This is a genomic window from Allobosea sp. (genome assembly GCF_035944895.1).
In the GTDB taxonomy this organism is placed as follows: domain Bacteria; phylum Pseudomonadota; class Alphaproteobacteria; order Rhizobiales; family Beijerinckiaceae; genus Allobosea.
In genome coordinates, this window is the sequence record NZ_DASZAT010000013.1 from 17785 (window position 1) to 28852 (window position 11068).

General features: G+C 67.9%; 14 protein-coding genes. 6 read left to right on the plus strand and 8 right to left on the minus strand.

Annotated features, from left to right (window positions below; genetic code table 11):
• Positions 1–29 precede the first annotated feature (29 nt).
• Positions 30–395 carry a VOC family protein gene (locus VGV58_RS25235; protein ID WP_326876814.1) on the plus strand — a complete coding sequence of 122 codons (366 nt, stop codon included), beginning with the start codon at positions 30–32 and terminating at the stop codon, positions 393–395.
• Positions 396–449: 54 nt separating this feature from the next.
• Here VGV58_RS25235 and VGV58_RS25240 read toward each other — a convergent pair whose 3' ends face one another.
• Positions 450–707 carry a YjhX family toxin gene (locus tag VGV58_RS25240; RefSeq protein WP_326876815.1) on the minus strand — a complete coding sequence of 86 codons (258 nt, stop codon included), beginning with the start codon at positions 705–707 and terminating at the stop codon, positions 450–452.
• A gap of 268 nt (positions 708–975) precedes the next feature.
• On the opposite strand from VGV58_RS25240, the gene VGV58_RS25245 reads away from it, so the two are divergent.
• Together VGV58_RS25245 and VGV58_RS25250 are read left to right on the plus strand one after the other, a co-directional pair.
• Positions 976–1764 (plus strand): ATP12 family chaperone protein, encoded by a 789-nt coding sequence (locus tag VGV58_RS25245; RefSeq protein WP_326876816.1) that lies wholly within the window; start codon positions 976–978, stop codon positions 1762–1764.
• A 5-nt stretch (positions 1765–1769) separates the two neighbouring features.
• Positions 1770–2159: a DUF1801 domain-containing protein gene (locus VGV58_RS25250; RefSeq protein ID WP_326876817.1), complete on the plus strand. Its 390-nt coding sequence runs from the start codon at positions 1770–1772 to the stop codon at positions 2157–2159.
• On the opposite strand, the gene VGV58_RS25255 is transcribed toward VGV58_RS25250, so the two are convergent.
• From VGV58_RS25255 to VGV58_RS25270, 4 genes are read right to left on the minus strand one after another with little or no spacing between them, the layout of a single operon-like run.
• Positions 2160–2765, minus strand: coding sequence for an ATP-dependent Clp protease proteolytic subunit (locus tag VGV58_RS25255; protein WP_326876818.1), 606 nt, complete (start codon positions 2763–2765; stop codon positions 2160–2162).
• A 50-nt stretch (positions 2766–2815) separates the two neighbouring features.
• A complete protein-coding gene (locus VGV58_RS25260) occupies positions 2816–3157 on the minus strand; it encodes an SRPBCC family protein (protein WP_326876819.1) in 342 nt (113 codons plus the stop codon).
• Complete coding sequence (locus VGV58_RS25265) at positions 3154–3465, minus strand: ArsR/SmtB family transcription factor (RefSeq protein WP_326876820.1); 312 nt, start codon at positions 3463–3465, stop codon at positions 3154–3156. The genes VGV58_RS25260 and VGV58_RS25265 overlap by 4 nt, the downstream gene beginning before the upstream one ends.
• Positions 3466–3521: 56 nt before the next feature.
• Entirely contained in the window at positions 3522–4118 is a 597-nt protein-coding gene (locus VGV58_RS25270; protein ID WP_326876821.1) for a LysE family translocator, read from the minus strand.
• A gap of 98 nt (positions 4119–4216) precedes the next feature.
• Here VGV58_RS25270 and VGV58_RS25275 point away from each other — a divergent pair, with 98 nt between their 5' ends.
• Positions 4217–5596: an aminotransferase-like domain-containing protein gene (locus VGV58_RS25275; RefSeq protein ID WP_326876822.1), complete on the plus strand. Its 1380-nt coding sequence runs from the start codon at positions 4217–4219 to the stop codon at positions 5594–5596.
• A gap of 119 nt (positions 5597–5715) precedes the next feature.
• Positions 5716–7245, plus strand: coding sequence for an acyl-CoA carboxylase subunit beta (locus VGV58_RS25280; protein WP_326876823.1), 1530 nt, complete (start codon positions 5716–5718; stop codon positions 7243–7245).
• A 25-nt stretch (positions 7246–7270) separates the two neighbouring features.
• Here VGV58_RS25280 and VGV58_RS25285 read toward each other — a convergent pair whose 3' ends face one another.
• Positions 7271–8167: a LysR family transcriptional regulator gene (locus tag VGV58_RS25285; protein ID WP_326876849.1), complete on the minus strand. Its 897-nt coding sequence runs from the start codon at positions 8165–8167 to the stop codon at positions 7271–7273.
• A 103-nt stretch (positions 8168–8270) separates the two neighbouring features.
• On the opposite strand from VGV58_RS25285, the gene VGV58_RS25290 reads away from it, so the two are divergent.
• Complete coding sequence (locus tag VGV58_RS25290) at positions 8271–9260, plus strand: zinc-dependent alcohol dehydrogenase family protein (RefSeq protein ID WP_326876824.1); 990 nt, start codon at positions 8271–8273, stop codon at positions 9258–9260.
• A gap of 7 nt (positions 9261–9267) precedes the next feature.
• Here VGV58_RS25290 and fabF read toward each other — a convergent pair whose 3' ends face one another.
• Both fabF and VGV58_RS25300 read right to left on the minus strand, forming a co-directional pair.
• Entirely contained in the window at positions 9268–10533 is a 1266-nt protein-coding gene (gene fabF / locus VGV58_RS25295) for a beta-ketoacyl-ACP synthase II (protein WP_326876825.1), read from the minus strand.
• Between the two features lie 9 nt (positions 10534–10542).
• On the minus strand, positions 10543–11049 hold the full coding sequence (locus VGV58_RS25300; RefSeq protein ID WP_326876827.1) for a winged helix-turn-helix transcriptional regulator: 507 nt from the start codon (positions 11047–11049) through the stop codon (positions 10543–10545).
• Between the last annotated feature and the right edge of the window lie 19 nt (positions 11050–11068).

An 11068-nucleotide genomic window follows, 5' to 3' on the forward strand; every position in this document is an offset into this window, starting at 1 on the left:
AACGCCCCACGACGCGAGGGAGCGACCCGATGGCCAGCGTCCGTTATTTCGTGGTCGACGTCGACGAAGCCGCAAGGTTCTATGTCGACCGGCTCGGCTTTGCGCTGAAGCAGCAATTCGGCCCGGCCATGGCGATCCTCGAGCGCGGCGACCTCAAGCTCTGGCTGGCCGGCCCCGGCGCCTCGGCCTCGCGGGCGATGCCGGGCGGCGGCAGGCCGATCCCCGGTGGCTGGAACCGCTTCGTGATCGAAGTCGACGATCTCGCCGAACTCGTCGAGGCCCTGCGCCGCAAGAGCGTGCCCTTCCGCAACGAGATCGTGGTTGGGCCGGGCGGCAAGCAGATCCTGTGCGAGGATCCGTCGGGCAATGTGATCGAATTGTTCGAGCCGGCCTGACCACTCCCCCAGCTCCGAATGGAAACGGGAGGGCTTTCGCCCTCCCGCCTGTTCTCACCGATTGTCGGCTTGTGACCGGACGGCGAGCCGCCCCCGCCGCGAGATCCGATAGGGGCTGCCCTCGCGCGACTCGATCAGCCGTTTTCGCCGGAGCCCGGCGAAGATGACGAGCGTGCAATCGCTCAGGACGAAGCCCTCATGGGTGAAGCAGTCAATGTGATGGATGCGGCCGTCCTCGCCGCGAAGATGGCGGATCTGTCCGCCACGGGCCAGCACGTGCAGCACGCGCTGCTCGCCCCGCGAAATGTTCATGTTGGTAGAGCCTGTGCATGGAACCATGACAAGCGCAGCAGTGAAAGCGGGCCTTGGGCTCCGCTCTTTCACCCGGCGCTGGATCAGGTCTCGCCGCAGCGAAACCTCACCGGGTTCCCACAGTCTCCAACATAAGGCCCTCTTGGACATCGCGCGGACGCCTCGCGTCCGGGGAGGAGGCGTTTAGGCGAGGCTCCGGCGCGCGTCAATGCCACACAGCCGCGCGAAGCCGTTTCACGCCCGCCTCCGGATGCGCTATGGACGCGCCATGTCGACCGATGATTTTCTCGCCCGCTTCGGCGCCGCCGGCCAGCGTCAGCCCGATCCCGTCGCCGCCGCCCAGCAGGCGATGCGCAACCCGCTGCCCAAGCGCTTCTACGAGAAGGCGGACGTGCTGGAGCGCGACGGCCTGCTCCATGTCGCGCTCGACGGCCGCACCGCCCGCACTCCGGCACGCAAGCCGCTCGCCATCGCCTCCCGCACCGTCGCCGAGGCGCTTGCAGCAGAGTGGGAGGCTCAGACCGGTGAGATCGACCCGGCCCGCATGCCGCTGACCCGGCTGGTCAACTCGGCGCTCGACGGCGTCATCGAGCAGCATGAGGCTGTTCGCGCCGAGATCGTCCGCTATGCCGGCAGCGACGCGCTCTGCTATCGCGCCAGCGAGCCGGAAGCGCTGGTCGAACGGCAGGATGAAATCTGGAATCCGCTGATCGCGGCGCTCGAAGAGCGGATCGGTGGCCGTTTCGTCATGGCGCAGGGCGTGATCTTCGCCGAGCAGCCGCAGACCGTGCTGGATGCGGTGAACAAGCGCGTCGCCTTGATCACCTCCCCGGTCGCGCTCGCCGGCGCCCATAACGTCATGACCCTGACCGGCTCGACGATTCTGATGCTGGCGCTGGCCGAGGGCCTGATCGACGCCGAGGCGGCCTGGGCCGCCGCCCATCTCGACGAGGACTACCAGATCGGGATCTGGGGGCAGGACGAGGAAGCGGCCGAGCGCCGCGTCCTGCGCCGCGAGGAATACGACGCCGCCGTTCTGCTGCTGATGAAGGGCTAGAGGCGATGATCCCGGGCGCGCCCAAGGCCGACACTCCGGAAGACTACATTGCCCAGCTGGATGGCTGGCGGCTCGCCACGGTCGAGTCCCTGCGCGCCGCGGTGAAGACCGCCGCTCCGCTGGATGAGCGGATCAAGTGGACGCATCTGGTCTATTTCTCGAACGGGCCGGTGCTGCTGATCCGGGCTGAAGCCGCGCGAGTGCTCTTCGGCTTCTGGCGCGGCAAGCGCCTGCGCCATATCGAGCCGCGGCTGAAGCCGGGCGGCAAGTTCGAGCTCGCCACCATGGTCCTGCGCGAGGGCGACGCGGTCGACGCCACCATCGCAACCGAACTGGTTCGCGCCGCGGTCGCGCTCAACCGCGAGATCGGCGACCCCAGCAAGCCGAGCGGGTGACTAGGTCGCCATCGGCGCCTTGGTCAGCACGCGGTCGATCAGCCCCCACTCCTTGCCTTCTTCCGCGCTCATGAAGCGGTCGCGGTCGAGCGTGCGCTCGACCTCCTCCTCGCTGCGCCCGCAATGCTCGGCATAGAGCCGGATCATCCGGCGCTTGGTCTTCTGGATCTCCTCGGCATGGATCAGGATATCCGAGGCCTGCCCCTGCGCACCGCCAAGCGGCTGGTGGACGTGCAGGCTGGCATTGGGCAGCGCCGCGCGCTCGCCCGGCTCGCCCGCCATCAAGAGGAAGGAGCCCATCGAGCGGGCCGTGCCCATGCAGAGCGTATGCACGGGCGAGCGGATGTAGCGCATCGTGTCGTAGATCGCGAGGCCGCTGGTGACCACGCCGCCCGGCGAGTTGATGTAGAAGTGCACCGGCCGTTTCGGGTTCTCGGCCTCCAGGAACAGCAACTGCGCGCAGACCAGCGCGGCGCTGGCGTCATTGACCTCGCCGTTCAGGAAGATGATCCGCTCGCGCAGCAGGCGCGAATAGATGTCGAAGGAGCGTTCCCCGCGGGTCGACTGTTCGACGACCATGGGGACGAGCTGCATCGTGCCGTGCATCGACGACCTCCTCAGTTCCGGATTGTTGATGGCTTAGCTTGAGAGCCGCGTCAGGCGGCGCGCAGCATCAGCGGCTGGTTGCTGTTGGCAGGCGCCGGCGGCTGGCTTAGCCGCGCATCGGTCAGGCTATGGATGATCCGCAATTCCGTCCCGCCTTCGTTTGGCGCGAGCTGGAAGGTCACGACACTTTCGAGGAAGGGCGGCTCCTCCTCCCTCAGCCGGTAGCGCATCTCCTCGCCCGGCACGCTGGAAAGCGCCTCGACCTCAGCCGGCAGCCAGCGCTCGCGGAAGGCGGGAATGCTGAGCGCCCGCCAGACTTTTTCCGGCGGCACGTCGAGCTGATATTCGAACACGAGCTGCTTCGTGCGATCCTGCGTGTCGCTCTCGCTCATTGATCCATGTCCCGCAGCAGGTCCTTGAGGGCATCGATGCGCGCCGGCCAGTAGGCCCGGTATTTCGCCAGCCATTGCGCGATCAGGGCAAGCCCGTCCGGATCGACCTCGTAATTCACGAAGCGCCCCTGCCGTTCCTCGCGCACCAGCCCGGCAGTCCGCAGCACGGCAAGGTGCTGCGACATCGCCGGCTGGCTGATCGTCATGCCTTCGCGCAGTGCGCTGGCGTTCAAGCCGCCGGCAGCGAGCTTCTCGAAGATCGCCCGGCGGGTCGGGTCGGCCAGCGCCTTGAAGATGCCCTGCTCCATGGACAATACATAAGCATACACTTATTTAATTCGCAAGCGGCTCCCCGAGCCACCTGTCAGCTCACCAGAATGGGATAGAGCGAAGCGGCAAGCAGCAGCGCCATGACGATATTGAACATGCGCTGGCGGGCCGGATCGGCAAGCAGGCCGCGCAATAGCGTGCCGCCAACGGCCCAGACGGCGATGCAGGGCCCGTTGACCAGGGCATAGACGATCACGACGATGGCGAGATTCAGGAAATAGCCCTCCGTCGGCGTGTAGGCCGCGACGGCTCCGACCGCCATGATCCAGGCCTTCGGGTTGACCCATTGGAACGCCGCAGCCGCCGGAAAGCTGAGCGGCGGCGCCGCCTCTGCTCCCGGCTCCAGCGGGGCTGAGCGGGCGATCTTCCAGGCGAGATAAAGCAGATAGGCGCTGCCGGCATAGCGTAGGACGTCGTGCAGGACAGGGATCGCACTGAACAGGCCGCCAAGCCCGAGGCCGACCGCCAGCACCAGCCCGGAGAAGCCGAGATTGATCCCGAACAGCAGCGGCAGACTGGCGCGGAAACCATGATTGGCCCCGGAAGCCAGCAGCAGCGTGTTGTTCGGCCCGGGCGTGATCGAGGTCACGAAGGCATAGCCGACAAAGGCAAGGAGGAGTTGCGGCGTCATGTCCGGTCCAGCGTTGGGAAACGTCGCGCCGGTGATTGTGTATGTGACACTTCTTGCATAGACTAAAAAGTGTCCCGTGACGCAATTTGTAAGGTGGCATGCTCCTCGCTTCGCCCTGGCAACCCCGTCTCGCGGACAGCAACGGCCCGGCCAGTGAGCGGCTGGTCGAGGCCCTCGCTCGCGATATCGCGGACGGCTCGCTGCCGTCAGGCGCGCGCCTGCCGGCCCACCGCCCCCTCGCCTGGCAGCTCGATATCGGCATCGGCACGGTGACCAAGGCCTATGCCCAGCTCGAACGCCGAGGCCTCGTCCGCAGCGTCCGCGGCCGCGGCATGTTCGTCGCGGGCCTGTCGCAGGCGGCCAGCCGAACCATCGACCTCAGCATCAACGTGCCGCCGCAGCAGCTGAGCGACCGCCTGCTCGCCGCCAGTCTCGCCGATCTCGCAAGGCGGCTCGATGCCGACAGCTTCGGCGCCTATGCCGTGCCCGCCGGCCGGCTAGAGCATCGCGCGCTGCTGGCCCGCTGGCTCGCGCCGACCGGCCTCGCCGCGGCCCCCGAGCGGCTGTTGATCTGCAACGGCGCCCAGCATGCGCTAGCGATCGCATTCGCGATCACCTGCAGCCCGGACACCGAGCTCTTGACCGAGGCGCTAAGCTATCCCGGAGCGATCGCCCTCGCCCGCCGGCGCGGCTTGCGCCTGACCGGTCTCGCCATCGACGAGCAGGGCCTCGTCCCGCAGGCGCTCGACAAGGCCTTGCATGAGGCGAAAACGGCCGGGCGGCGCGCGGTGCTCTACATCACGCCGACCCTGCACAACCCGACGACGGCGACGATGAGCGAAGCGCGCCGCCGCGATATCGCAAGCCTCTGCCGCACCCATGACGCGGTGATCATCGAGGACGATATCCACGCTGCCCTGGCCGAGTCGGGCACGATGGCGATCGCCGCGCTCGCGCCTGAGCGGACACTGCATGTCTCCGGCCTGTCGAAGGTGCTCAGTCCCGGCCTGCGCATCGGCTCGCTGCTCGTCCCCGAGCTCTGGCTGCAGCCAGCCCTCGCCGAGCTCGCGGCCACCTGCACCATGGCGTCCCTGCTCTCCTGCCTGATCATGGAGCGCTGGCTCAGCGAAGACACCGCCGCTTCGGTCGCGCGCTCGATCCGCGAGGAGGCAGGCCGCCGTGTCGCCATGGCGCGCGAGCTCCTGCCGCCCGGGCTCGCTATGAGATCGGGCAACGGCTTCCATGTCTGGCTGCCGATGGCGCCGCAGCAGGCCAAAGGCCTGCCGGTCCGCGCCGCAGCCGCCGGCATCCTGCTGCCGGCTCCCGAGATCTTTCTGGCGGACACACAGGCTCCATCCTGGGGCGTGCGGCTCAGTCTCGGAGGCCCGAAGCTCGACAGGCTGCAGGATGCACTCGCGGGCCTGCGTGCCCTGCTTCTCGACAGCGGCAGTGGCTTGCAGGCTCCGGCCATGCCGTGACCGGCACCGCGGTGCACAAAACTCCAGCCGCATGCTGCGAAGGCCGCAATGGACTTCGCCCGCAGCCCCGCTTAAGCGGGAAACAAGACCTTTAAAGACCGCGCCCCGGGAGGCTCTTCATGAAGGACATTCTCGAACAGCTCGAAGACCGGCGCGCGGGCGCTCGTCTGGGCGGCGGCGAAAAGCGCATCGCGGCGCAGCACAAGCGCGGCAAGCTCACCGCCCGCGAGCGCATCGAACTGCTGCTCGACAAGGAGTCCTTCGAGGAGTTCGACATGTTCGTGCAGCACCGCGCCGTCGATTTCGGCATGGACAAGGCCGAGAAGATCCCGGGCGACGGCGTCGTCACCGGCTGGGGCACGGTCAATGGCCGCACGGTCTTCGTCTTCTCCAAGGATTTCACCGTCTTCGGCGGCTCGCTCTCCGAGACCCACGCCCAGAAGATCATCAAGATCCAGGACATGGCGCTGAAGATGCGCGCCCCGATCGTCGGCCTGTTCGATGCCGGTGGCGCCCGCATCCAGGAGGGCGTCGCGGCGCTCGGCGGCTATGGCGAAGTCTTCAAGCGGAACGTTCAAGCTTCGGGCGTCATTCCGCAGATCTCGGTGATCATGGGGCCCTGCGCCGGTGGCGACGTCTATTCGCCGGCGATGACCGACTTCATCTTCATGGTCCGCGACACCTCCTACATGTTCGTCACCGGCCCGGAGGTGGTGAAGACCGTCACCAACGAGACCGTGACCTCGGAAGAACTCGGCGGCGCCAAGGTCCATACCTCGAAGTCCTCGGTCGCCGACGGCTCCTTCGAGAACGATGTCGAGGCGCTGCTGCAGGTCCGCCGCCTGATCGATTTCCTGCCGGCCAACAACACCGTCGGCGTGCCGGAATGGCCGAGCTTCGACGTGCCCGATCGCGTCGACATGAGCCTCGACACGCTGGTCCCGGACAATCCGAACAAGCCCTACGACATCAAGGAATTGATCCTGAAGGTCGTCGACGAGGGCGACTTCTTCGAGATCCAGCAGGCCTATGCCGGCAACATCGTCACCGGCTTTGCCCGCATCGAGGGCCGCACCGTCGGCATCGTCGCCAACCAGCCGATGGTGCTGGCCGGCGTGCTCGATTCAGACGCCAGCCGCAAGGGCGCCCGCTTCGTGCGCTATTGCGACGCCTTCGAGATCCCGATCGTCACTCTGGTCGACGTCCCCGGCTTCCTGCCCGGCACGGCGCAGGAATATGGCGGCCTGATCAAGCACGGCGCCAAGCTGCTCTTCGCCTATAGCGAATGCACCGTGCCGCTGGTCACGATCATCACGCGCAAGGCCTATGGCGGTGCCTATGACGTGATGGCCTCCAAGCATATCGGCGCCGACGTCAACTATGCCTGGCCGACGGCGCAGATCGCGGTGATGGGCGCCAAGGGCGCGGTCGAGATCATCTTCCGTGGCGGCGACGCCGAGACGATTGCGCGCCAGACCAAGGAGTACGAGGACCGCTTCATGTCCCCCTTCGTCGCGGCCGAGCGCGGCTATATCGACGAGGTGATCATGCCGCATTCGACGCGGCGCCGGATCGCCCGCGCGCTGGCGATGCTGCGCACCAAGAGCGTCGAGCGCCCTTGGCGCAAGCACGACAACATCCCGCTCTGAGCGGAACCCAGGCGCCGGGGCCGCCTCACATCAGCCCCGGCAACTCCGCCACCAGCGCGTCGATGGCGACGCGTACCTTCGGCGGCAGATGCGGCGTCTGCAGCCAGAGCGCGTGGACGTCATAGGGCAGCCGGCCCTCATCCGGCAGCAATTCGACCAGTTCCCCGGCATTGAGGCGCTCGCGCACCAGCCAGGACGGCAGCCACGCCAGGCCCATGCCGAGCAAAGTCGCGTCGGCGATGGCCTCGAGATTGTCGAGCCGCAACCGGTGCCGCGGCATCGCCTCTACCGGCGGCCCCTCCTCGCGCGGGAACAGCCAGGGCCGCACGCCGCCCGAGCGGCGATAGATCACTCCGTCATGACCAGCGAGATCCGCGAGCGTCGCCGGGCTGCCATGGGCATCGAGATAGGATGGAGCCGCGCAGACAATCATGTGCTGCCGGGCGACGCGGCGCGTCACGAGGTTCGCCGCATCGTGAAGCTCACCGGTGCGGATAGCGAGATCATGTCCGCCTTCGGCCAGATCGACGAAGCCATCGCCGAAGGCGAGGTCGAGTTCGAGCTGCGGGTGGCGGCGCGCCAGATCGAGCAGGACCGGCATGACGCAGCGCCGGCCGAACAGCACCGGCAACGCCACCCGAAGCTTGCCGCGCGGTTCGCCCAACTGGTCGGCGGCGAGTGCATCGGCCGCTTCGGCTTCGGCGAGGACGGTTCGGCAGCGTTCGTAGTAGGCGCGCCCGAACTCGGTCAGGCTCTGCCGGCGCGTCGTGCGGTTGAGCAGGCGAACGCCGAGCCGCTCCTCCAGAAAGCGGACATGCTTGCCGACCATCGGCGCCGACAGGCCGAGCGCCGAGGCTGCCGCGGCGAAGGAGCCGTGGTCGACCGCCCTGACGAAGACTGCCATGCTGGTGAGGCGATCCATCATTCAAAATCACAAGTTCTGATTATCGATCATGGAGCGCAATTTATCGCAGGATTGCGCGCTGCCATAGCTCATTCAGTCGCTCTGTTTTGGAGTCATGAGCATGGCCCGCACGATCCGCTTCCACCGCCATGGCGGCCCCGAAGTCCTCACCATCGAGGACGTCGATATTCCGTCGCCTGGCCCCGGCGAGGTCAGCATCCGGACCAGGGCGCTCGGTCTCAACCGGGCCGAAGCCCTGTTCCGCGCAGGAACCTATATCGAGCAGGCACAGTTCCCGTCCGGCATCGGGCTTGAAGTCGCCGGCATGATCGAGAGCCTCGGCGCCGGCGTCGAGGGCCTTTCGCCGGGCGATGCCGTCAGCCTGGTGCCGCCGCGCTCGATGGTGAGCTCGCCGGTGCATGGCGAGCTCGTCACCGTCCCGGCCGAGCTGGCGGTCAAGCATCCGCCGACGCTGAGTTGGGAGGCGGCCGCGGCGAGCTGGATGCAGTATCTGACCGCCTATGGCGCGCTGATCGACATCGCCCGGCTCACACAGGGCGAGCATGTCGTGATCACCGCCGCCTCGAGCAGCGTCGGCCTCGCCGCGATCCAGATCTCCAACCGGATCGGCGCGATCCCGATCGCGGTGACGCGGACCACGCGGAAGGCTGAGGCGCTGCACGAAGCCGGCGCGGCCCATGTCGTCGCGTCGGCAGAGGAGAATCTCGAAGCCCGGTTGAAGCAGATCGCCGGCGAACACGGCATCCGAGTCGTGCTCGACGCGGTCGGCGGCCCCGCCTTTCTGCCGCTGACCGCCGCGATGGCGCGCGGCGGCGTGCTGATCGAGTATGGCGGCCTTAGCCCGGAAGCGACGCCCTTCCCGCTCTTCAACGTCCTGAGCAAGAGCCTGACGCTGCGCGGTTATCTGGTCCACGAAATTGCAGGCGCCCCCGCTCGGCTCGCCGCGGCCAAGGCCTTCATCCTGGAGGGTCTGGGCGATGGCTCGCTGAAGCCGATCATCGCCCGGACGTTCCCGTTCGAGCAGATCGTCGAGGCGCATCGCTACCTCGAATCGAACGAGCAGTTCGGCAAGGTCGTGGTGACGCTCTAAGGGGCGTTCAGCTCCAGCGCCGGAACACCACGCTGGCATTGACACCGCCGAAGCCGAAGCCGTTCGAGATGGCGTGCTCCATCGCAAGCGGCCGCGCCGTCTTCGCCACCAGGTCGAGCCCGGCCGCATCCTCGTCCGGGTTCTCGAGGTTGAGCGTCGGCGGCGCGAGCTGGTCGCGCAGAGCGAGGATGGTGAAGACCGCTTCCAGCCCGCCGGCCGCGCCGAGCAGATGGCCGGTCGCCGCCTTGGTCGCGCTGATCGCGAGGCCGCCCTCCGCGCCGAACACCGCCTTGATCGCGGCGAGCTCGCCGCGATCACCGACCGGCGTCGATGTCGAATGGGCGTTGAGATGGGCGACATCGCCGGGCTTGAGGCCCGCCTGCTTCAGCGCCGTCTCCATCGCCCGCCGCGCGCCGGAACCGTCCTCGGGACCGGAGGTGATGTGATAGGCGTCGGCACTGGTGCCGTAGCCGGTGAGTTCGGCGAGGATCGTCGCGCCCCGCGCCTGTGCATGCTCCAGCGCCTCGATTACCAGGATGCCGGCGCCCTCGCCCATGACGAAGCCGTCGCGGTCGCGGTCGAAGGGCCGCGAGGCCTTCTCCGGCTCGTCGTTGAAGCCGGTCGACAGCGCCCGCGCCGCGGCGAAACCGCCGAGCGCGACGAGATCGACGCAGGCCTCGCTGCCGCCGCAGAGCGCGATATCGGCCTCCCCGGCCCGGATCATCCGGGCAGCATCGCCGATCGCCTGCACGCCGGCGGCGCAGGCCGTGACCGGCGCGCCGATCGGGCCCTTGAAGCCATGGTCGATCGAGACATGGCCGGCTGCGAGATTGACGAGGAAGGACGGCACGGTGAAGGGCGATAGCCGGCGCACGCCGCGCTGGTCGGTGGTCCGCACCGCCTCCGCGATCGCCGGGAAGCCGCCGATGCCGGAAGCGATCACCGTCGCAGTGCGCTCGCGCTGTGCCTCGTCCTGCGGCTGCCAGCCGGCCTGGGCCAGCGCCTCCTTGGCGGCGACCAGCGCGAACTGGATGAAGCGATCCATCTTGCGCTGGTCCTTCGGCGCGATCGCAATGTCAGGATCGAAGCCACCCTTATTGTCCTCGGCCTTGCCGGGCACGGTGCCGGCAACCTTGGCCGGCAGCGTCTCGGCGACCGCATCGGGCAGGCGGCGCAGGCCGGAACGACCGGCAAGCAGGCGCTGCCAGGCGAGTTCGGCGCCGCAGCCCAGAGGCGAGACGACGCCCAGTCCGGTGACGACGATGCGGCGCATGGCAGGCTCCTAATACGATCTGGCTTGGGTGGCGGCGTGACGCGCCGCGAGGCGCTCGCGCAGGTCGTTGCTGGCGCGCGGCCCGGCGATGACGGTCGCGCTTTCCGCGGTAACTGGTTGCAGGGTCGTGGCATCGACGACGATCGGCGTGATCGGCCGCCCGGTCCCACGCTCGGCCAGCAACAATGAGGCGCCTTCCGGCGCGAGATGCCGGTTGGCGAAGCCGATCAGCGCCACGACGACCGGGAAGACGTCGCGGCCCTTCTCGGTCAGCACGTATTCGTAGCGCTTCGGCCGCTCGCTATAGAGCCGTCGCTCGAACAGCCCGCTCTCGGTGAGATGCTTCAGTCGGCGCGTCAGCATGTTCGGCGCGATGCCGAGGCTCCGCTCGAACTCGTCGAAGCGGGTCAGCCCCTGCAGCGCATCGCGCAGGATCAGGATGCTCCACCACTCGCCGACGGTCTCGACCGCAAGGGCGCAGGGGCATTCGGTGAGCGGAGCGAGCTTGGGCTGCATGGCCAGGCTCGCTAACGCA

Bases quoted from the DNA above. Each gene is read 5' to 3' on its own strand.
- VGV58_RS25235 (WP_326876814.1), top strand. From the start codon at position 30: ATGGCCAGCGTCCGTTATTTCGTGGTCGACGTCGACGAAGCCGCAAGG.
- VGV58_RS25240 (WP_326876815.1), bottom strand. From the start codon at position 707: ATGAACATTTCGCGGGGCGAGCAGCGCGTGCTGCACGTGCTGGCCCGT.
- VGV58_RS25245 (WP_326876816.1), top strand. From the start codon at position 976: ATGTCGACCGATGATTTTCTCGCCCGCTTCGGCGCCGCCGGCCAGCGT.
- VGV58_RS25250 (WP_326876817.1), top strand. From the start codon at position 1,770: ATGATCCCGGGCGCGCCCAAGGCCGACACTCCGGAAGACTACATTGCC.
- VGV58_RS25255 (WP_326876818.1), bottom strand. From the start codon at position 2,765: ATGCACGGCACGATGCAGCTCGTCCCCATGGTCGTCGAACAGTCGACC.
- VGV58_RS25260 (WP_326876819.1), bottom strand. From the start codon at position 3,157: ATGAGCGAGAGCGACACGCAGGATCGCACGAAGCAGCTCGTGTTCGAA.
- VGV58_RS25265 (WP_326876820.1), bottom strand. From the start codon at position 3,465: ATGGAGCAGGGCATCTTCAAGGCGCTGGCCGACCCGACCCGCCGGGCG.
- VGV58_RS25270 (WP_326876821.1), bottom strand. From the start codon at position 4,118: ATGACGCCGCAACTCCTCCTTGCCTTTGTCGGCTATGCCTTCGTGACC.
- VGV58_RS25275 (WP_326876822.1), top strand. From the start codon at position 4,217: ATGCTCCTCGCTTCGCCCTGGCAACCCCGTCTCGCGGACAGCAACGGC.
- VGV58_RS25280 (WP_326876823.1), top strand. From the start codon at position 5,716: ATGAAGGACATTCTCGAACAGCTCGAAGACCGGCGCGCGGGCGCTCGT.
- VGV58_RS25285 (WP_326876849.1), bottom strand. From the start codon at position 8,167: ATGGATCGCCTCACCAGCATGGCAGTCTTCGTCAGGGCGGTCGACCAC.
- VGV58_RS25290 (WP_326876824.1), top strand. From the start codon at position 8,271: ATGGCCCGCACGATCCGCTTCCACCGCCATGGCGGCCCCGAAGTCCTC.
- fabF (WP_326876825.1), bottom strand. From the start codon at position 10,533: ATGCGCCGCATCGTCGTCACCGGACTGGGCGTCGTCTCGCCTCTGGGC.
- VGV58_RS25300 (WP_326876827.1), bottom strand. From the start codon at position 11,049: ATGCAGCCCAAGCTCGCTCCGCTCACCGAATGCCCCTGCGCCCTTGCG.